14 protein-coding genes are annotated in these 21,061 nt (G+C 52.4%); all 14 read left to right on the top strand.

Annotated elements, in window-relative coordinates; translation table 11 throughout:
• The 14 genes from EoCCA6_RS01975 (at nt 1) to tssA (ending at nt 21,036) form a co-directional block, all read left to right on the top strand.
• Entirely contained in the window at nt 1–1,716 is a 1,716-nt protein-coding gene (locus EoCCA6_RS01975; protein ID WP_152081241.1) for an OmpA family protein, read from the top strand.
• Between the two features lie 5 nt (nt 1,717–1,721).
• Nucleotides 1,722–2,213, top strand: coding sequence for a type VI secretion system effector Hcp (gene hcp, locus EoCCA6_RS01970; protein WP_029883904.1), 492 nt, complete (start codon nt 1,722–1,724; stop codon nt 2,211–2,213).
• Nucleotides 2,214–2,382: 169 nt separating this feature from the next.
• Nucleotides 2,383–5,022, top strand: a complete 2,640-nt coding sequence (gene tssH / locus EoCCA6_RS01965; protein ID WP_152081240.1) for a type VI secretion system ATPase TssH — start codon at nt 2,383–2,385, stop codon at nt 5,020–5,022.
• On the top strand, nt 5,022–5,576 hold the full coding sequence (locus tag EoCCA6_RS01960) for a type IV secretion protein Rhs (protein WP_152081239.1): 555 nt from the start codon (nt 5,022–5,024) through the stop codon (nt 5,574–5,576). Before tssH ends, EoCCA6_RS01960 begins: the two co-directional genes overlap by 1 nt.
• Nucleotides 5,570–6,112: a putative T6SS immunity periplasmic lipoprotein gene (locus EoCCA6_RS21720; protein ID WP_152081238.1), complete on the top strand. Its 543-nt coding sequence runs from the start codon at nt 5,570–5,572 to the stop codon at nt 6,110–6,112. The genes EoCCA6_RS01960 and EoCCA6_RS21720 overlap by 7 nt, the downstream gene beginning before the upstream one ends.
• Nucleotides 6,099–8,483 carry a type VI secretion system Vgr family protein gene (locus tag EoCCA6_RS01950; protein ID WP_152081237.1) on the top strand — a complete coding sequence of 795 codons (2,385 nt, stop codon included), beginning with the start codon at nt 6,099–6,101 and terminating at the stop codon, nt 8,481–8,483. The genes EoCCA6_RS21720 and EoCCA6_RS01950 overlap by 14 nt, the downstream gene beginning before the upstream one ends.
• Nucleotides 8,484–8,495: 12 nt before the next feature.
• Nucleotides 8,496–9,464 carry a DUF4123 domain-containing protein gene (locus EoCCA6_RS01945; RefSeq protein WP_152081236.1) on the top strand — a complete coding sequence of 323 codons (969 nt, stop codon included), beginning with the start codon at nt 8,496–8,498 and terminating at the stop codon, nt 9,462–9,464.
• 44 nt (nt 9,465–9,508) lie between these two features.
• The gene (locus tag EoCCA6_RS01940; protein WP_152081235.1) at nt 9,509–12,289 is read left to right on the top strand and encodes a T6SS effector BTH_I2691 family protein; all 2,781 of its coding nucleotides are present in this window, start codon (nt 9,509–9,511) and stop codon (nt 12,287–12,289) included.
• A 43-nt stretch (nt 12,290–12,332) separates the two neighbouring features.
• On the top strand, nt 12,333–13,367 hold the full coding sequence (locus tag EoCCA6_RS01935) for a putative type VI secretion system effector (protein ID WP_152081234.1): 1,035 nt from the start codon (nt 12,333–12,335) through the stop codon (nt 13,365–13,367).
• A 30-nt stretch (nt 13,368–13,397) separates the two neighbouring features.
• A complete protein-coding gene (locus EoCCA6_RS01930; protein WP_152081233.1) occupies nt 13,398–14,432 on the top strand; it encodes a putative type VI secretion system effector in 1,035 nt (344 codons plus the stop codon).
• A gap of 149 nt (nt 14,433–14,581) precedes the next feature.
• Nucleotides 14,582–14,848 (top strand): PAAR domain-containing protein, encoded by a 267-nt coding sequence (locus EoCCA6_RS01925; protein ID WP_152081232.1) that lies wholly within the window; start codon nt 14,582–14,584, stop codon nt 14,846–14,848.
• A gap of 4 nt (nt 14,849–14,852) precedes the next feature.
• Nucleotides 14,853–16,007, top strand: a complete 1,155-nt coding sequence (locus EoCCA6_RS01920) for a hypothetical protein (RefSeq protein ID WP_152081231.1) — start codon at nt 14,853–14,855, stop codon at nt 16,005–16,007.
• A 14-nt stretch (nt 16,008–16,021) separates the two neighbouring features.
• Entirely contained in the window at nt 16,022–19,459 is a 3,438-nt protein-coding gene (locus tag EoCCA6_RS01915) for an ImcF-related family protein (RefSeq protein WP_152084380.1), read from the top strand.
• Nucleotides 19,459–21,036, top strand: coding sequence for a type VI secretion system protein TssA (tssA, locus tag EoCCA6_RS01910; RefSeq protein ID WP_152081230.1), 1,578 nt, complete (start codon nt 19,459–19,461; stop codon nt 21,034–21,036). The genes EoCCA6_RS01915 and tssA overlap by 1 nt, the downstream gene beginning before the upstream one ends.
• The last annotated feature ends 25 nt before the right edge of the window (nt 21,037–21,061 follow it).

Genomic DNA, 21,061 nt, shown 5'->3' with positions numbered 1-21,061 from the left:
ATGCGTGAACTTTCGCGTACGGTGATGACCGTTCTCGCCACTGTTCTGGCTCTGTGGCTGGTGCTGGGATTCTGGCCGCTGTCTGTCTGGAGCAGGGCGGTGCTCAGCCTCTGCATTGTACTGGTCAGTGGTGCGCTGCTGTGGCGTCAGTGGCAACTGCGTCAATACCGTCAGGTCGTTAGCACACAGATAACAGAGAACTGTTTGCCGCCTGAAGATTTTCAGGGTGCAGTGGTGCTGGTTTGTGGCGATACCGCCTCCCTGTTCCCTGCGGGGGCGGCTTATCGTGAAACCCGCCAGGGCTGGTATATGCGGGCAGAGAACGCGGAACAGTTGCCGTTGCTGGCGCAGCATCTGGCAGCCCGGTGCCCGGCGCTGGTGTCGCAGGCTTCTGTATTGTTGGCGATATTACCGGAGCAGCACACTCAGGACGAAACACTGGCGCAGTCTCTGCGTGGATGGCGACGCAGCATTGCGCAGTGCCGTACATGGCTGAACGGCCTGCCGCCCGTCTGGAGCGTGGTCTGGGTGTCCCCTCCTGCGAGTGAAATTCAGGAAGATACTTGCTGGTTTACCGTGACGCCGGATTTGCCTGGCTTGAGGGTCCGGCAGAATGGTCATGTGGCTCTACCGGTTGCTGACTGGCAGCGGGAGTCCGGAAGCTATGCCTCACGCCTTTATCAGACGTTGTGGCTGGACAGCGTGCTGGCGCTGACTGAACGTCATGTTACCCGCCCGCTCAGTATCCGGCAGGGAGAGCTTCTTCCCCTAAAAATTTGTGCCACTGGTGTTTGCCTGACACCCGTCACTGCGGTTGAGGATAATCTCTGGCAACAGCAGATAACGGGTATCACCACACTTTCCCCTGTATGCACATCTATAACCGGGATGCTGCCTCTGCCAGAGGTTCTGCTGGCATATCTGCCACGCCGCCACGGGATCAGTCGTCGAATGCAGGATGTACGTCTGGCCGGTGGTATTGGTTTTCTCTTTCTTGCGCTGGCGATGCTGGCGTCCTTTATCAACAACCAGCGTCTGGTGCGCAGTGTGGGAGACCATCTTGCTGTATACCACCGTCTCAACGGCACGCCTCCGGCACCGAAACAGCAGGCCCAGCAACGTCTTCGCGCCGACAGCCATCAGTTGGATGACTGGAAACGCCGTGGTGAGCCATTGCGCTATGGGCTGGGGTTGTACCAGGGAATGCGACTGATACCACCCGTGGAAGCAGCGCTGACTGACTGGGCACCTCCTCCACCGCCCCGTCCGGTAATAAAGAAGATTGTGCAGGGGCCGCAGACTATCCGCCTCGACAGCATGTCTCTGTTCGACACCGGAAAATGGGTGCTGAAGCCCGGCTCAACAAAGCTGCTGGTGAACTCGCTGGTCGGCATTAAAGCGAAACCCGGCTGGCTAATTGTGGTGGCGGGCCATACCGACAGCACGGGCGATGACAAATCCAACCAGGTGCTCTCCCTTAAACGCGCTGAGTCTGTCCGTGACTGGATGCGTGACACCGGTGATGTGCCGGAGAGCTGTTTTGCGGTGCAGGGCTATGGAGAAAGTCGCCCTGTTGCCACCAATGACACACCGGAAGGCCGTGCGCTTAACCGCCGTGTCGAAATCAGTCTGGTACCGCAGGCAAATGCCTGCCAGTTACCGGGCAACACACCCGCGTCATCGGATGATGGCGTATCAAAAAATGAAATGGAGTAATTAACATGGCAATTCCTGTTTATCTGTGGCTGAAGGACGACGGCGGCGCGGACATCAAAGGTTCCGTGGACGTGAAGGACCGTGAAGGCAGCATCGAAGTGGTGGCGCAGGAACATAATCTGTACATCCCGACCGATAACAACACCGGCAAGCTGACCGGCACGCGTATCCACACGCCGTTCCTGTTCACCAAGGAGATCGACTCCTCCAGCCCGTATCTGTACAAGGCGGTGACCACTGGCCAGACCCTGAAATCTGCTGAATTCAAGTGGTACAAAATCAACGACGCGGGCCAGGAAGTGGAATATTTCAACACCAAACTGGAAAACGTGAAGCTGGTGAAAGTGAATCCGAAGATGCACGACATCAAGGACCCGGCTTTCGAGAAGCATAACCACCTTGAGCAGATCGAACTGCGTTACGAAAAAATCACCTGGACCTACAAGGACGGCAACATTATTCATTCCGACTCCTGGAACGAACGTACCACTGCCTGACAGCCCGAGCAGACGGTTTTCCGTCTGCTTTTTTTGCTGAGCGCCTGTGACTGCGGGCGTTCAGCAAAGAAAAACACAATCTGCCTGCCTGACCTTATGCGCTTAGGGTTCCTGAAGAAGGAAAAGCGACGGGCGGTAGCGTGTCCGGAACTGATAAAGAGAGAGTCTCATGGAAAATCCAGCCATCCTGTTACGCCGTCTTAACCCTTACTGTGCCCGCGCGATGGAAGGCGCTGCCTCCCTGTGCCAGACCCGCGCCCATGCGGAAATCCTGCCCGAACACTGGTTGCTGAAACTGCTGGAGCAGGGTGAGGGTGACCTGACGGTGCTGGCCCGCCGCTATGAATGGGATATGGACGCCATCTGGCAGGATTTGCTTACCTTTATGGATTCGCTGCCCCGTTCGGTGCGCAGCCGTCCGCAGCTGTCGGACAGCCTTCAGGCGCTGATGCAGGACGCCTGGCTGTGCGCCTCGCTGGCAGGTGAAGAACAGATCCGCAGCATTCATCTGCTGATGGCCCTGGTGGATAAACCGAAACGGGTGCGCTGCGATGGTCTGTGGCCGCTGCTGACGCTGGCGCAGAGCCAGCTTGAACGCCTGCGCCCGCTGCTGGATGCGCAGTCGGACGAGCGCCCGGAGGTGCAGCAGGAAGCGGAGCTGGCGCAGGGCGGTGAGGTGGAGTTCGTTGGCCGTCCGGTGAATGCCGGTATAAAGGATGGGGAACTGACCCCTGCGCTGCAGAACGCGCTGGACAAGTTCACCCTCGACGTCACTGCACGCGCCCGCGACGGTAAAATCGACCCGGTGTTTGGCCGCGACAACGAAATCCGTCAGATGGTGGATATCCTGTCGCGTCGCCGCAAGAACAACCCGATTCTGGTGGGCGAGCCCGGCGTCGGCAAGACTGCCCTCGTGGAAGGACTGGCGCTGCGCATTCATGAGGGCAACGTGCCGGACGCGCTGAAGCCGGTCTCAGTTCGTACCCTCGACCTCGGTCTGCTGCAGGCAGGGGCGGGTGTGAAGGGCGAATTCGAGCAGCGCCTGAAAAACATCATTGAAGCGGTGCAGCAGTCACCCGCTCCCGTTCTGCTGTTTATCGACGAAGCCCACACCATTATTGGCGCAGGCAACCAGGCGGGCGGCGCGGATGCGGCCAACCTGCTGAAACCCGCGCTCGCGCGTGGCGAACTCAGAACCATCGCCGCGACGACCTGGTCTGAATACAAGCAGTATTTTGAGCGTGATGCGGCGCTGGAACGTCGCTTCCAGATGGTGAAAGTGGACGAGCCGGACGACGACACCGCCTGCCTGATGCTGCGTGGTCTGAAATCACGCTACGCACAGCACCACGGGGTGCACATTACCGATGAGGCTGTCAGGGCGGCGGTCAACCTGTCCAGACGTTACCTGACCGGTCGCCAGCTGCCGGACAAGGCGGTGGACCTTCTGGACACGGCTTCGGCCCGCGTGCGCATGAGCCTGGACACCGTGCCGGAGCCACTGACCCGGATGAAGGCGCAGCTCACGGCCCTGGCGATGGAAAAGCAGGCGCTGCTGGAGGATATCGCGGTGGGTAACAGCGCTCACGGCGAACGGCTGGCCGCCATCGAACAGGACGAAATCCGCATTATCCTGCAGCTCGACGAACGGGAAACGCAGTACGGCCAGGAGCTGAAACTGACGGAAGAACTTCTTGCCTGCCGCAGTGATATCTCCCGCCAGGCGGAAACCGCTGATTTGCAAAGTCAGCTCAGTGCAGTTCAGCAAAACAACCCGCTGCTGGGGCTGGATGTGGATGCGCGCACCGTCGCCACGGTTATCGCCGACTGGACCGGCGTGCCGCTCTCTTCCCTGATGAAAGACGAGCAGACCGAACTGCTGAGCCTGGAAGACAACCTCGGCAGACGCGTGGTGGGCCAGGACGCCGCACTGAACGCCATCGCTCAACGGCTTCGTGCATCCAAAACCGGGCTTGCGCCGGAGAACGGTCCGCAGGGGGTGTTCCTGCTGGTTGGTCCGAGCGGAACCGGCAAGACCGAAACGGCACTGGCGCTGGCGGATGAGCTGTTTGGCGGCGAGAAATCCCTGATCACCATCAATCTTTCTGAGTACCAGGAGCCGCATACCGTCTCCCAGCTCAAGGGTTCCCCTCCGGGCTACGTCGGCTACGGGCAGGGCGGTATCCTCACCGAAGCCGTGCGCAAACGCCCGTACAGCGTGGTGTTGCTGGATGAAGTGGAAAAGGCGCACCGGGACGTGATGAACCTGTTCTACCAGGTGTTTGACCGGGGCTTTATGCGCGACGGCGAGGGGCGGGAAATTGATTTTCGCAACACGGTCATTCTGATGACCTCCAATCTCGGCAGCGACCATATCATGCAGATGCTGGACGGACAGCCGGAGGCGACCGAACCGGACCTGCAGGAGCTGCTGCGCCCGCTGCTGCGCGATCACTTCCAGCCTGCGCTGCTGGCCCGTTTCCAGACGGTGATTTACCGTCCGCTGGCACAGGCTGCGATGCGCACGATTGTGGGGATGAAGCTGAATCAGGTGAGTAAACGCCTGGCGCGCCACTATGGCATGAAAACCGTTATAGCTGACAGCCTTTCTGATGCGCTGACCAGCGCTTGTCTGCTGCCGGATACCGGGGCGCGAAACGTCGACAGCCTTCTGAACCAGCAGATATTGCCGGTGCTGAGCCAGCAACTGTTAAGTCATATGGCGGCGGGGCAGAAACCGCAGTGCCTGACGATGGGCTGGAGTGAGGAACTGGGGGTTGTCATTGAGTTACAGCAGGATGGTGAGTGATGACCATCCATGATAAAGGCAATGAAAAGAAGGGAAAGAAAGAGGGTAAACTGCGGTTGCTGACTTTAGGGGAGATTGCGCTGGCAAAGTCGGTTTTTAGGTTTACGATCCCATACCATGAGGTCTGGATCCATTATGACAGTTACCTTCCCTTTGGACTGCAGGACAAAAAGACGGCGATGACCCCAAATGGCGAGATTTATTTTCGCCACTGGTATAGAGATGATTACGCATCAGCCGTGCCTTTTCTGCAACATCTTTTCATTCACGAAATGAGTCATGTCTGGCAACGTGAAAAGGGAATGAATGTTATCGGACGGGGTCTGGTGAGCTGGGCGGTAAGTTACCGTTATGTCCTGGATGGCCGTTTACTAAGTGAATATCCCATGGAGCAGCAGGCACAGATTATTGCCGACCATTTCTCTTTACAGGTGGAAGGATACGAAACATGGTGCGATATGAGAAACTCGGGTGATATTACGCTTGACGGAAATATTTCTGAGCCTGTTATCCGCAAACTGTATAGCAGCACGTTGCGGGGATTCCCATGGTGAAAAAAATAACCTTTTGCTCCCGGTGTGCTTTTTTACTCAGCTTGACGCTACTGTCCGGATGCCCCGGACACGGTGATTCCCTTCGGCCTGAAGAAATAGCATTGGTCAGCACGAGAGGCGACAACGTGTGTTTCAGCATCCCGGAGCCTGAGGACTACCAGCCAGTCAGTATTTCCATCGATCCAAGAGGAACCCGCTTCAGGGAGCGACAAATTACATTTGCTCCCGCACTTCGTGTCGTAAACGGCCAGCTATGTATCTCACCTTCATTCCATCATTTTCCTGATAAAGGCCAGTTCATTGTCAGATACGTCCTGCACTCTGAGCGCTATAAGGATATGCCACGCAGAATGGTTGCCGGGATAGAGGTGTCTGGCGAGTGTATTTTTGATATTTCGCTTACTGACACGGAGGCAGTGAGACCCTACGGCGAGTTGGAAAACAGTAAGATCCAGCCTGACCCAAGTGAAAGTAAGGGTTCCTGCAAACACCCTTTTAAATCTTTTCATGGAGTGAAAAATAATGAATCTGACTGATTCACTAAAGAGCATTTTATCTGGGAGGGAGAGCTTGAACCGCTACAGGCTGGATATTCCCACATGTCCCTCACCTCTGGATGTTGAAGATTTCAGCGGTATTGAAGGCATAAGCAAGATTTACAGGTATGACATTATTTTTACCAGTACGGACAAACATCTTGATGTAGCCTGGTTCTTGCGTAAATCGGCAAACCTGACGATGTGTTCCGGCTTACTGGACAGTCTGATTGAGCAGAAAAAAGTACATGGCGTTATTACTGATTTCAGACGTCTCTCCGGCTCTGCTGACCAAACGCTATACCGGATCACGCTTAAACCTTTCCTCTCCCTGCTGGACAAACAGTTCCGCACCCACCGCTTTTTTGTCAACAAATCGGTTCCGGAAGTGGTGGGGCAAATCCTGACGGAACACGGCCTGAAAGGCTGGGAATATGAATTCAATCTTAAACAGAGTTATCCAAAGCGCGAGCAGATAAACCAGTATCAGGAAAGCGATCTGGCGTTTATCCAGCGCCTGCTGGCGGAGGTGGGAATATTTTACTGGTTCACCCTGCAGCAAGATTCGCAGACGGAAGTGGTGCACTTTGCCGATGCGCAGCGTGCTTTGATATTTGGAAAAACCCTGCCCATAAACAGCCCGTCAGGAATGAGCGACAGCGGTACTGAATCGGTGTGGGGGCTGAATGTTACGCACAATGTGGTTGAAGCGAGCGTGACTGCCCGTGATTATAACCACCGTGACGCACAGAGCATACTGCAGTCTGCGCCTGCAGATATGACTCTGGGAGACGGTGAAGGGGTGACTTATGGGGATGCTTATCATTACCGTCTGCGTCATCTGGCGCGCGGCGACAAAACGGACCCAGAGGCGGAGACCGCCAACTTTTTTGCCCGCCTCGATCACGAACGTTTTCTGGCAAACCAGACGCTGATTACCGGCAACAGCACGGACGCCACGCTGGCACCCGCTCAGGTGCTGACGATCACAGACAGTCTGCCGCCGACGTTGCCTGCTCCCTTGCAGAACCCGGTATTAATTACCGGAACCGGGTTCACTGCCAGCCGCAGGGATGCCATGAAGGTGACTTTACTTGCTGTTCCTTACAGTGAAACGGTGTGCTGGCGTCCTGAGCCGCTGCCACGTCCAAAAGTTACGGGAACAATGACAGCCCGCGTCACCAGTGCGAAAACCAACGATATCTACGCTTGGCAGGATGCATCCGGCCTGTACCGGGTGAAGTTTGATGCCGATCGGGATGACAAGTCGCAGGGGCAGGAGAGTATGCCAGTGCGTCTCGCTAAACCCTACGGCGGGGATGTATATGGGTTTCACTTCCCGCTGATCCAGGGCACGGAAGTGGCGATCGCGTTCCATGAAGGTGATCCTGACCGCCCGTATATCGCCCATGCGTTGCATGATTCGCGGCATGTTGACCATGTTACGGAGAAGAACAGCACCCGTAATGTGATCCGCACACCGACGAACAACAAGCTGCGGATGGAGGACAGGCGCGGCGAGGAGCATATTAAGCTCAGTACTGAGTACGGCGGCAAGACGCAGCTGAACCTGGGGCACAATGTGGACGCATCTAGGGCGCTGCGCGGTGAAGGTGCGGAACTGCGAACGGATAAGTGGGTGAGCATTCGTGGCGGGAAAGGGGTATTTATTACCGCCGATCGCCAGGAAGAAGCTACAGGTTTACAACTTGAGATGCAGGCAGCGCTTGATGGTCTCAAGGCAGCGTTACAGGATGCCGAAGGGATACGTTTTGCAGCAGAGAAAGCGAAAGCAGAATTAGCTGATATTGCACGTCAGAAGACACTGATGGCTGATGTACTCACCGAATTGAAGCAACAGGCTTTACTTTTATCTGCGCCTGCGGGGATTGCTCATATCACACCCGCAAGTATACAGCTTTCATCAGGTGAAAATTTGATTGCGACTACAGGTGCTGATGTAGATATCAGCGTAGCGAAAAAATTTCGACTGGGTGTGAAAGAGACGATTAGCCTGTTTGCCCAAAAAATGGGAATTAAAATTTTTGCTAGTCAGGGCAAGGTTGAAATTCAGGCACAGGGTGATGCAATGGATCTTTTAGCAAAAGACACGCTGACAGTAGCCAGTAAAGATAATCAGGTTTTAGTTACGGCAAAAACAGAACTGACCCTGAGTTGTGGAGGGGCCTATATTCGACTGAAGGAGGGAGATGTCGAAATTGGTACAACAGGTAACATCAGAATGAAATGCTGTTATTTACAAAAAATGGGGCCGGCATCCGTCACTAAAACAATCGAACTGGCTGAACCGTGTGCAACAGCAATGGATAGTGCTGGATCAGATCAAAGTCCTGATGTGACGATGCATTAAGGAACACCACGAATGACAACCGCTATTTCATATAACTATTCAACCCAGGATCGACGGGAACAGTATCGATTAATTAAAACGTATCTTATTCAGCAATTTTTACGGTTAAATACACATTGTATATTGATGATTGATGCAGCAATACTTCGTCGTCGTAATATGAAACCTGAGATTATTGATGTTCTGGAAAGCCGGGATGTGATAAAAGTTCCCGTAGCGCCAGAATATCTTACCGATGATTTTTTCCCCTGGCTGATCCCTCTTGATTTGTCTCTGCGTAGTGATGTTCAAATTCTGGAGGAAAGTTTAAACCTGGCGTTTCATGAAATAAAACCACAAAAAATAAAGCGTGGTGAGGGAAGATTAATCAGTGGCTGGTTAGCAAGTAATACTTCTTTAGAAAAAATGGCGCTGCATCTTGGTAAAAGTGCATTACAGGATAATGACGGAAAAAATATTCTGTTGCGTTATTACGATCCTGCAGTAGCACCATTGCTCTGGAATATACTGGATAGCTGGCAGCAACGGCGGTTACTGGGACCTGTTACAAATTGGTATTCTATTGATGGGGATGGGCAAATCATCAAAAGAGCCGGACTTGAGCAGCAAGTAATTCGGTTGTCGCACACTGTTTCGTTAAGCCCTCAAAACTGGCAGGATATTAAACTGATTGCAATAGTCAATGCCATCCTCTGTGAATATCGCCTTGCTTATACTGACTCATCTCGCGTTAGTGAATTAACGATAATGACAACGGTATTACCTGCACTCAGGCGTGCAAGAGATTATTCATTCCAGTCTAAAGATGATCTTGTTGCCTACGGTATGCATGCGCTGACGGTTTCACCGGAATTTGATCGTCACCCGTATATATCGAGGATCCTGGCATCTCAGCGTTCAAAGCAAAATACAAGTTATCTGAGTGCGATTGCCTCTCTCAGCGAGATTGATTGGGAAAATATTCGGTCGGGTAGCAATTAAAAGTCATTTGCTTTTCGAAAGCGATAACATTAAGGATTAACGTTATGGCAGATCATCATTGTGATTGTAAAACTCAAGGCCCTGCTCTGTTGCCGGTCAGATATGCTGTTGTCCCGGATCATCTGTCAGGTTCGCTGCCTGGTTGGGCCGCTTCTGGTGCAAAACAATACCCTGATCATGACAATTATCATTATGCATTAAGGGTAGTGCGCCGAGGTTTTTTATATATTTATTATCCATTTATGACTAAATGGGACGCGTGGTCTATTAGCGATGATGGCAGCTTGTGGAAGCAGTTTTCTCCTGATAACGCAATAAAAAAATCTGAACCAGACTGCAGGCAGGGTACTTACAGCCAGGGAGGCAAAGACTTTATTACGCTTCCAGTGGAAGTTATGGATAATGATATCTGGATAGCCTTTTCGCAATCCCCTTGGTCGGCAGCGACGCTTGAGCGTTACCAGAAAGAGGATGAGCGGAGTAAAAGGATGCAATGTCTTAAGGCGTCGCAATGGCTGACGCCTGCATCAGCACCCTGTGCGGGCGAGGCGTCGGAGGGGAATATCTCAGCCATTCTCGATTATATGCCAGCGGCAAATGGCGGGCTTCCTGCCGCGGCCTTGCTCCCATGGGGTACACATGGCGATTTTCGGGTAAGTCATATGACAGGTGACGACAGTTTTAGTCTGGTCACTAAAGTGCAGCCACAAGAGACGCTCTATCCCTGGAAGAATATACCTCCTGGACTTGCTGCCAGCACGCTACAGCAGATGAAGCACCGGGGAGTTAAAGCGGATGGCACTCCCGTCACTCCGCTCATTTTTGCCTTACATGATGCGGTCGGTGTTGCTCATGAACTAACCGGCTGGACAAATGACATTCTTGCGTTGCCACAGGTATTTGGCGAAGAGCGGGCGCTGGAGTTTTCCACTCTGAATCTCATAAAGGGTGTCGAGCAAATTATCGCTAAAAGCGCAGAACAGAACGTTGCCGCTCAACTAGAAATCACATTTGATGAAAACCCCATCGGTATCGAGATGGCATATCAGATGTATGTTGAGAACGAACGGCGCAAGCATACTCCCGAATCAGAAATCATGACCCGTGACGAGTATGCAAGGCAAGGCCGGGAACGACAGCAGGGCGTCATGCAAAGAATCCAGGTAGCAGATGACCTGGCAAAATATAAGCGTATGCTGAATCAGAAAAAACTGGACTCATTTAATCACTGTTGCGATACCCTGACTGATCAGGTTAATGAACAGGTCCAGACGCTGATCGATTTTCGGATTAAATGGCTACAGAATGCAGACTTTATTTCCACGAGCCAGGATTTTTATTCTGTAGAACCAGACGATAATCTTTATTATCGTGAAATAATAGCCTTTGCAATTTCAGGCCTGAATATTTTCGATGCAGGTAAAGTGTTACTGGATGAGTGGATTAATGCGTACACGACGACCAGTGAAAAAAATCTTGTCTGGCGAACTCATTTTTTTAATAACCCTGAACTGATGGCTGAGGGTGAGTCTCTGTTAGTAAAATGCCGGGAATGCAACGGGGAGCCTATGTCTCCGGGTGGGCTACTTTATTTTTTCGAAACTAATGGTGCTAAGTTAAATAAAATTTTCAAAGGTTTTGAAAAAGCGACTGCTGCACTTGCAAAACCGCCGGCTGAAAATGCGTTATTGTCCGCACGGGTCTTATATCTAATGGACCAGTATATGGCAACAGCGGGCTCAAGGGTTTTTTCTTCAACACGACTGGGGGCTGTACTGGACACGACCAGTGATGCGATTAACCGGACGCTTTTCTCACTGGCCGCAGGGAAAACTCAGGCTGAGACAAGTGCCTTTCTCTCGAAATACTTCGGTTGGGTGAGTCAGCGGCGTGCTTATCTTGATGGTGTAGGATTTTTCAACCCGGCAAGAGTCAGGGCACAGGAGAGTCTGCGTATTGCCAGTAAAAAGTTTGCTGAAATGGAAGCAGCATTCATAAAATATTATGAAACAGGTTCTAATCAGTTTGCTTACAAAGCGTCCAGCATTAAAATTCTGGTGCTGATATTTAATGCAGTTGAGCTGTATAATCAGTTAGAACATTTTAAAGATGACCCAGTCAATTATGCGAAAATTTCAAGCGCACTGTTAGCAACAACGGGTGGTGTGGCTGATATTGCTACACCAGTTTTTGAATATGGCGTTAAGGCTGGAAATAATTTTCAGTATTTGAAAATGGTGGGGGCTGGATGTTCGCTTATTGCAGCGGGTATATCTTTTGGGTTGGATTTATATTCTTTTAGAAATAAATTAGACGATATGAATGTGCAAAAAAAACGGTTATATAAAGGCCTGTATTTTATGAAAATATTGAATGATGTGGCTACTTTAGCTAATGCCGAAGGGAAATTAATGAGTGCCTTAATCTCTCGCTTTGGTTGGGCAACTGAAGAAGGAACATTAGGGGTTTGGTTGGGCAGAGCGGCTGCACCGAGATTTTTATTACTTGGGGTCGAATGGGTTGGTGTTCTATCTTCCTGGTGGTTTGCTCTGGTTATAATGATATCTGAATATATTATCACGGAGTATTTTTCTCGTGATGACTTACAGAACTGGTTTGAACAGGGAATATTTGGTAATGAAAATACTTTAAGTAGTGACGGATTAAAGCCTGAAAAAATAACCCATTTGATCGAAAAAAGCCGAAATGATTTAATGGCCTGTCTGCGAACGATGTCCTCTCCTCAGCATAAAAAAGAAAAGCCGCGACAGATAATGTTCTGGCCATTTTTTGTTCGCATTGAATCAGACGATTTAATGGTGTAACCAGTGACCGAGTACCGATGGAGACCTTATTCAGGGAAATACAATGACGAATGAAGCACTGAAGTTTTCAGATGCCCCACGCCCCACCCGCGCAGTATTAAAAGAGAAGTACCCGGCTGATAACTTCCTGAAAATCCGTAGTGAACTGGCGGCATTACAGGAGAAGATCGCCGATATCGAATCTACCAGAGGAAGGCGGGATCAGTTACCCCTGCTTCGTAAACAGGCGCAGAAACTGGAAGAACAGCTTGAAGATGCGCCGCCGGACCCGGTTCTGCCGCCGCCTGCGCCGCTGATAAAAGTGACCGGTGTACTGGAAGAGTTTAGCTGGCGGCGGGTGCTGCACTATTTTGACCCACAGGCCTATCCGCAGACCCATGAATACTTTGCGCGACAGAAGGAGCGTGTGGCAAGGGCCGCTGTGGTGATGACGGTCAGCGATTCGGCTGCCACGGCTCAGGGGATGCTGCTGGACGGGGACAGACTGATGACCTGTTCCTGGCATATCACCGGAAGGATTAACGGGAAACGTTTTTCCGGCTGGCTGGGTCGCTGTTTCTGCAAAGTGGGTGAGGAAGTGGAGCTTATAGCGGCGCCTGTCGGCGATGAATATCTGGTCTATGCGCTGGTCAAGCCACAGGAGCGCTCAGTGAGCATGACGCCGGGCTGTTACCGGGGGAAACGGCAGGCCCGCTGGGGAGGTACCCGGTTCTGGTTGGGGATACATGGTTTTGCTCTTGCGTCGGTAGTTGTTACGTGGCTTATAACTGATGGACTTGCTGCCTTTATCTCAGCAGATCTTGGTGAGTCTCTGATTATTGGTATTGTGTCAGGTGGTTTATTTGTCGTGGGTCCTGCCATTTACAGCGTCTGGCGACGGCACCCTTTTCCCGAGGAGGATCTGGCAGAAGAGATATTCACCGTGATGGGGCTGAAGAACGTTACAGATATAAACCTGAGCCGACTGAACCGTAAACGAAAACAGCAGTGGAAACGGACCGGGAAACCGAAAAATCCCTTCAGGGACCAGACGCCATTTCTTTATACCGGCCTGGGACGTGAGTTTTATTACTACTAGCCGATGGAGGCCTTAATTCAGGGAAATACAATGCCGAATGAAGCACTGAAGTTTTCAGATGCCCCACGTCCCTCCCGCGCAGTATTAAAAGAGAAGTACCCGGCTGATAACTTCCTGAAAATCCGTAGTGAACTGGCGGCATTACAGGAGAAGATCGCCGATATCGAATCTACCAGAGGAAGGCGGGATCAGTTACCCCTGCTTCGTAAACAGGCGCAGAAACTGGAAGAACAGCTTGAAGATGCGCCGCCGGACCCAGTTCTGCCGCCGCCTGCGCCGCTGATAAAAGTGACCGGTGTACTGGAAGAGTTTAGCTGGCGGCGGGTGCTGCACTATTTTGACCCACAGGCCTATCCGCAGACCCATGAATACTTTGCGCGACAGAAGGAGCGTGTGGCAAGGGCCGCTGTGGTGATGACGGTCAGCGATTCGGCTGCCACGGCTCAGGGGATGCTGCTGGACGGGGACAGACTGATGACCTGTTCCTGGCATATCACCGGAAGGATTAACGGGAAACGTTTTTCCGGCTGGCTGGGTCGCTGTTTCTGCAAAGTGGGTGAGGAAGTGGAGCTTATAGCGGCGCCTGTCGGCGATGAATATCTGGTCTATGCGCTGGTCAAGCCACAGGAGCGTTCCGTGAGCATGACGCCGGGCTGTTACCGGGGGAAACGGCAGGCCCGCTGGGGAGGAACCAGGTTCTGGATGGGGATGCATGGGGTTGGTTTGCTGGCTGTCATTATTGGCTGGGTAGTCAGATATGGCATGGAGGAGCTATTCCCGCCGGAATTAGGAGAGCTACTGCTTCCTTGTGCTACCACAGGGGGGGCAATCATCATCTGTCCAGCACTGTACAGCGTCTGGCGACGACATCCTTTCCCTGAGGAAGATCTGGCTGAAGAGATATTTACCGTGATGGGACTGAAGAACGTCACGGATATTAACCTGAGCCGGCTGAACCGAAAACGGAAACGGCAGTGGAAACGAACCGGCAAACCGGAAAATCCCTTCAGGGACCAGACGCCGTTTCTTTATACCGGCCTGGGACGTGAGTTTTATTTCTATTAGTAATAGCTGAATAATTAGGATTATATACCGCAGTGTATATGTGGCGTTTGCACTGGCCTTAAACAGGCAAAGTAACTAACCATAAGCAGATTGAAATATTACGAGTATGTCTTCCAGATAACAACTTTGAAATTTATAAGGAGATAATTGTGTTTTCAGGAATTGTCAGGTTAAATGATAAACTCAGTAGCGGTGGAATGGTGATCTCTGCATCTTCAACAATGGTAATTGATGGAATAAATGCTGCACTTGTGGGTGATGATGTCATATGTCCAATCCCTTTTCATGGTAAAAATAAAATAATAGAAGGTTCCAGCGAGTGGATTTCTGATGGGATACTTGTGGCATTCCACCAGTGTAAATGCATGTGCGGATGTTATGTTATTTCAAGCCTTCCGGGCACTGGTATTGGATGAAACTATGTCATGGAATATGCCTGTTTTAACGGAACCAGAAAAAGTACCACCGCTGGAGTTAAATCGTTTATTCATGAGGACTGTTTCATGCCTGCTGGTTATTATATTTGCAAGCCTCGCTTATTACTATTTAACGCATGATAAAAAAGCATTTTTGTATTTTTTGTGTTTGAGTTTAATCGTATTTATTTTATCTGGTTTTGCTGCTGGATGGAAATTGTTCTGTGCGGGGATGCTGGTGAAGAATAATGAAATTATAGAGCTTAGCAATAAGAATGCAGAGAGTATATGTTGTAAGTGGGCGTCTGAATACATATCCATTATTGATTTTGCTTCTGCCTTCCCATGTGGAGTTGAGATTGATAAATTCAGCCGGGGAGATGAATGCAATATTATCGGAAATAAGGCAATAAAATTTTCTGACGAAGTGGATTATATTGCTGTTTTTCAGGAATTACTTTCATCTTTACGTTATAAATTGCTGGCATTTTCTCAAGCAGGAAAACTTGAAGTTAGTTTGTATGGCCCAGAGGTATTATCTCTTTCTCTGTGGCGGTCATTTTCTCTTGCCTGGAAAAATCTTAATCTGCCAGACGATACAGTAGCAACCCCGGTGTTTCTTGTTAACAGTTTTACAGTGCAAATTGATGAGTGGCTTCAGAACCCAGGTGATAAGTGTCGTCTGGTTGTAGTCTGTAATCCACTGCTTTCTGATGATGTCCGACATTTAACAAGTGATGGTGCCTGTGCCTGGTTGTTGGCACCGGCAGATATCACAGAACACCTTCCACAAAAGGGGCGTTTATATCGGGCTCTGGATACCGATAGTGCTGCGCTTGATTCTGATTTGTCAAATTTCCTTAAATACCAGGAAGGAACCATGGGAATAGAAAATTTGTGGTTTGATAATATAGATGATAAAAGCATTATTAATGAAGTCATTCAGAAATGCAATGAGAAAAACCCAGGGGCATTATCGCAATATTTCACTGAATTTATTTTGGGTAAGCAAGGCGATAGTGGGATATGGATGACAATAGCATTGGCTCTGCTGAACGGTAAAAGTAAAAATGCAGTTAATTTGATTGTTTCCCAGCACAAAGCACAAACGTTACTTGTGCAGATAAAAAGTACATTCTTTCAGAAGGAGACGCTGTGAGCAATAGTCGGTTAATGAGACTCGGTGGGGCGGCGGTAATAATTTGTTTCCTGGGGGTAGTTGTTGCGTTAGCTATCTATTCAGGGCGGGGTTATTTCAACCTGACTGGATATAAAATGCAGGCTGGAGCATGGTGTATTACCATGTTGATTATTCTGGTTTGTCTTAAAATTATTCGATTAAGCTCCCGGCAATCCCTGCTTCGCTCGTTACCGTCTTATCAGTTTCTTTCTTCACTTCGGGGGAAAAAAAGACAGCAACTAAATTCATTGTTTAATCTTGCCTCTTCAGTAACAGAGGACTCGGGTATTCAGGTCAATCATCGTTCTTTGGTTGATGAGCTCCGGTTAGCTCTCGGCAATGCTTACGGACGCGCCTGGTCCAGCAAAATCCGCATCCTGCTCGTCACCGGGAGCATTGCAGATGTTGAACGGCTTACCCCAAAACTCACACAGGAGCTCTGGCAGGAAGACCAGGGTACGCTGTTGCTATGGGGCGGCGATCCGGCGTCGTCAGTCGATATCGACTGGCTGGCCGCCCTGCGTAAACTGCGCCATCGCCCGGCAGACGGCATGGTATGGGTGACATCTGCCCTGGACGCTCGCGCGGGTGTGGAAGAGGCAGGACTGACGTCCACGCTTTCACCGGATGCCATGGACATGCTGGCCCATGCCCTGAACAAACGTTATGAAGCCCTGGGCTGGAAACTTCCCCTTTACGCCTGGTCGCTGCATTCGCACACCGGAGAGCAGGTCGGGCGTGTTACTCAGCCGATCGGGTGCCTGTTGTCTGCACATTGTCAGCCGAAAGCGCTTGCCGCTCAGCTTAACGGGTTGATACCGCAACTGACTGCGCAGGGCGTGCAACAAGTCTGTACAGACCCGCAGTATAATTTCTTGCTCGCTCTTGCCGACCAGCTTACCCGTAAACCCGAAACGGTGGCTGAGCCGTTATCGGTATTGCTTAATCCTTACCGTCCCTTACCGTTGGCCGGAGTGGTGTTCAGCACACCTTCACCGGGGGCGGTACGTAGCGTGAAGCATCACTGGGGCAGGGATAACCGCTGGGATGTCATCGCGGACTCAGTGCTGTCGTTACCGACGGGCCTGCGGCCCCGTAAACCGGGCCTCAGCTGGCGACAGGGGGTGGGTATGGCCACCTCCATCATGATGCTGCTGTGGGGCGTATCCATGGCAGCCTCTTTTATCGCTAACCGCAGTCTGGTGGCGACTACGCAGGAGCAGCTCCGGCAGGCCTCGATGGAGAAGAAGCCGCTGGCGGTCCGTCTGCACGCCCTCTCTGAACTGCAAAAAACGCTTTCTCAACTGGAATACCGTGCACAGCACGGTGTGCCGTGGTACACCCGCAGCGGTCTCAGCCAGAACGATGAACTGCTGGCGGCGCTCTTCCCGCGCTATGGTGAAATGGCACTGCCGCTGCTGCGCGATGCGGCGGCGAAACATCTTCAGCAGCAACTGAACGCGTTCATACAGCTGCCGCCGGACAGTCCACTGCGTGAGCGAATGGCAAAAACAGCCTACGACCAGTTAAAACTGTACCTGATGCTTTCGCGTCCCGAAAAAATGAATGCTGGCTGGTTTGCCACCACACTGATGCGGGACTGGCCACAACGTGCTGGTGTGACAAATGGTGTCTGGCAGGGGAGCGGACTGTCGCTGCTGGCGTTTTATGGTGCCAGCCTGATATCACATCCGCAGTGGCGTCTGTCCCCCAACACAGGACTGGTCAGTCAGGCCCGCACGCTTTTAATCCGTCAGTTGGGCATGCGCAACAGTGAATCCACTCTCTATCAGAAGCTGCTTGCACAGGTGGCAAATCAGTATGCGGATATGCGCCTGGCCGATATGACCGGGGACACCGAGGCATCGCAACTGTTTACCACGGATGAAGTGGTGCCGGGGATGTTCACCCGCCAGGCCTGGGAAGAGGCGGTGCAGCCAGCCATAGAAAAAGTGGTTACGGAGCGCCGCGACGAAATGGACTGGGTGCTGAGCGACAGTAAGCAACCAGCCTCACAGCAAACCCCACCGGAAGTCCTGAAACAACGCCTGACTGAGCGTTACTTTGCCGACTTCAGCGGCACGTGGCTCGATTTTCTTAACAGTCTGCGGCTTCGGCGGGTTGCCACGCTGTCTGATGCGATTGACCAGCTTACGCTGATGGCGGATGTGCGCCAGTCCCCTCTGGTGGCATTGATGAACACACTAAGTATTCAGGGGAGAACCGGGCAGAGCGGTGAGGCGATATCCGATTCGCTGGTGAAATCCGCTAAAAATCTGCTCGGCGGCGATAAACATCCTGTCATTGACCAGAATGCGGGCTCTCACGGTCCACTGGATGAGACCTTTGGTCCGGTGCTGGCGCTGATGGATAATTCGCAGAAAGGCACTGGCAGTACCGATATGAGCCTTCAGACCTTCCTCACTCGCGTCACCCAGGTGCGCCTGCGCTTACAGCAGGTGACCAATGCCACTGACCCACAGGCGATGACCCAGGCGCTGGCGCAGACGGTATTCCAGGGGAAGGCGGTGGATTTAACTGAAACCCGCGATTACGGAAGCCTGGTGGCGGCCGGGCTGGGGCAGGAGTGGAGCGGTTTCGGACAGACCGTGTTTGTCCGCCCGATGGAGCAGGCCTGGCAGCAGGTTCTGACCCCGGCGGCAGAAAGTCTCAATACTCAGTGGCAAAGCGCGGTGGTGGACGACTGGAACGCAGCTTTTGGCGGCCGGTATCCGTTCAGGGATACGAGCAGTGAGGTTTCCCTGCCGTTGCTGGCGAAATACCTCAATGCAGATTCCGGGAGAATTACTCATTTTTTACAGACCCGTCTTAACGGTGTGTTGCACAGGGAGGGAAGCCACTGGGTACCGGATAGCATCAATGCCCAGGGACTGACCTTTAATCCGTCGTTTTTACAGGCGGTGGACACCCTGAGCCATATCTCCGATGTGGTGTTCACCCGCGGGGAAGCTGGTCTGTCCTTCGAACTCCGTCCTGGTACGGCCGATGACATCATGCAGACCACACTGGTGATTGACAGTCAGAAACTGACCTATATGAACCAGATGCCTGCCTGGAAGCGGTTTAGCTGGCCCGCGGATACTGAAGCGCCGGGGGCGGCCTTGAGCTGGATAAGCACGCAGGCAGGCACTCGCCAGTATGCCGATATGTCCGGAGCCTGGGGCTGGATACGTCTGCTGGATAAAGCGTCTGTCAACGCTTACCCCGGTACAGGCAGCAGCTGGAGCCTGCGTTGGCAAGCACCAGACGGCAGGCCTCTGAACTATACCCTGCGCACCGAGGCAGGTGAAGGGCCGCTGGCGTTGTTGAAATTACGTGATTTCACGCTTCCGGAGACAATTTTCAGTATCAGCGTGCCAGCCACTGATCCCAGGGCCGCAGAAGATGACTACGCAGAGGAGACGTACTGATGGCATCTGTTAATACACTGATTAACGCCTGTCAGGTGGCCCCAGACGCACTAGCGAAGCAGGCGGCGCTGCGCCTGCAGATGTGGGCTAACTGGTTACAACCGGTATCACCTGATAAACCGACGGGTGATGACCCAGGTTACGATGATGATTTTCAGCAGATGCGCGAGGAGGTGAATAAACTCTCCGGCGCGGATACAGAGCTTGTATGCCAACTGGCTGAAAAATTGCTGACCACCATAACAAAAGACATTCGCGTCGCGACATATTATGCCTGGGCACGGTTACATCGTGACGGCGAAGCGGGTCTGGCGGACGGACTGGAACTGTTGGCCGGGTTAATGCAACGTTTCAGTGTGCAGTTGCACCCACAGCGGGAGCGCAGTCGCAAGGGGGCACTGGAATGGCTAGGAAGCAACCGTATGCTTGACAGTCTGTCACTGTACCCGGAGGTCAACAATGCTGACACCGCGCGTATTGCGGGTGCGCTTTGGCTATTGGAGCAGGAGGCGGGGAGTGCTTTACCAGCAGCGCTTTATGCCGCGCTGGAAACCCGGTTACAAAAATCCGGCGGCCCGGATGCGATGGTGCCGCAGAATGTCAGCGATACTGGTCACACCATAGCTTCACGCACTAACGTACCATCGCTGACAGGCATCGCTTCAGGCCAGGAACTGTTAGCGCAGGCGCGCTTACTGGCGGAATACCTGAGAAACCAGCCGGACGGCTGGTTGTCCGCCCATCGGCTGATAAAGAATCTCCGTCATGACACCCTGCATCAGTTACCGCCGCTTCAGGCGGATGGTAAAACCCGCATCGAACCGCCGAAACCGGACCTGCGGGCGCAACTGAAGCGCCTTTATCTGCAGCAGAGCTGGCGTGAGCTGATGGAAGAGGCGGACAGCGTGCTGTCGCGCGGCGCGAATCATCTGTGGCTGGACGTGCAGTGGTATCTGCACCAGTCGCTGGTGAAGTCCGGGCTGGACGCTGAAGCCGCCATTATTCAGGCCGATCTGAAAGGTTTGCTCGTGCGCCTGCCGGGCCTGGAGACCCTCACCTTTAATGACGGCACGCCGTTTGCTGATGAGGTAACCCTGGGCTGGATACAACAGCAGGTGACGGGCGATCCGACTGGCTGGCTGCACGAACCCACAGCCAGTTCCGCTGCTGTCCCAGGTGATAACGACATTCTGCAACTGGAGTCTGATGCACTTGCGATTGCCGACAGCGGTGGACTTGAGGCGGCGATGGCCTGGCTGCAGGGGCGGCCAGGTATTACCACCGCACGACACTGCTGGCTGTTGCGTCTGCTGATGGCGCGTATTGCCGAACAGACGGGGAAAAACGAACTGGCACTGCATTTGCTGGGTGAGCTGGACAGCCACGCGACAAACATCATGCTCACGCAGTGGGAGCCAACATTGCTGTTTGAAGTGAAGGCCAGACGACTGAAACTGCTGCGCATGAAAGCCGGGCGCAGTGAGGCTGACAAAGCGCGGCTGAATCCAGAAATGGAACAGCTGCTGGCGGGGCTGGTTGCGATTGACCCGGTAAAAGCCGCTGTGCTGTGCGGCTGACTCATACTCTCTGAATGCTGAGAAA

Origin of the sequence: Enterobacter oligotrophicus, assembly GCF_009176645.1 — a bacterium.
Lineage (GTDB): Bacteria > Pseudomonadota > Gammaproteobacteria > Enterobacterales > Enterobacteriaceae > Enterobacter > Enterobacter oligotrophicus.
This window is presented reverse-complemented; position numbering and strand designations above follow the sequence as displayed.

Bases quoted from the DNA above. Each gene is read 5' to 3' on its own strand.
- EoCCA6_RS01975 (WP_152081241.1), top strand. From the start codon at position 1: ATGCGTGAACTTTCGCGTACGGTGATGACCGTTCTCGCCACTGTTCTG.
- hcp (WP_029883904.1), top strand. From the start codon at position 1,722: ATGGCAATTCCTGTTTATCTGTGGCTGAAGGACGACGGCGGCGCGGAC.
- tssH (WP_152081240.1), top strand. From the start codon at position 2,383: ATGGAAAATCCAGCCATCCTGTTACGCCGTCTTAACCCTTACTGTGCC.
- EoCCA6_RS01960 (WP_152081239.1), top strand. From the start codon at position 5,022: ATGACCATCCATGATAAAGGCAATGAAAAGAAGGGAAAGAAAGAGGGT.
- EoCCA6_RS21720 (WP_152081238.1), top strand. From the start codon at position 5,570: ATGGTGAAAAAAATAACCTTTTGCTCCCGGTGTGCTTTTTTACTCAGC.
- EoCCA6_RS01950 (WP_152081237.1), top strand. From the start codon at position 6,099: ATGAATCTGACTGATTCACTAAAGAGCATTTTATCTGGGAGGGAGAGC.
- EoCCA6_RS01945 (WP_152081236.1), top strand. From the start codon at position 8,496: ATGACAACCGCTATTTCATATAACTATTCAACCCAGGATCGACGGGAA.
- EoCCA6_RS01940 (WP_152081235.1), top strand. From the start codon at position 9,509: ATGGCAGATCATCATTGTGATTGTAAAACTCAAGGCCCTGCTCTGTTG.
- EoCCA6_RS01935 (WP_152081234.1), top strand. From the start codon at position 12,333: ATGACGAATGAAGCACTGAAGTTTTCAGATGCCCCACGCCCCACCCGC.
- EoCCA6_RS01930 (WP_152081233.1), top strand. From the start codon at position 13,398: ATGCCGAATGAAGCACTGAAGTTTTCAGATGCCCCACGTCCCTCCCGC.
- EoCCA6_RS01920 (WP_152081231.1), top strand. From the start codon at position 14,853: ATGTCATGGAATATGCCTGTTTTAACGGAACCAGAAAAAGTACCACCG.
- EoCCA6_RS01915 (WP_152084380.1), top strand. From the start codon at position 16,022: ATGAGACTCGGTGGGGCGGCGGTAATAATTTGTTTCCTGGGGGTAGTT.
- tssA (WP_152081230.1), top strand. From the start codon at position 19,459: ATGGCATCTGTTAATACACTGATTAACGCCTGTCAGGTGGCCCCAGAC.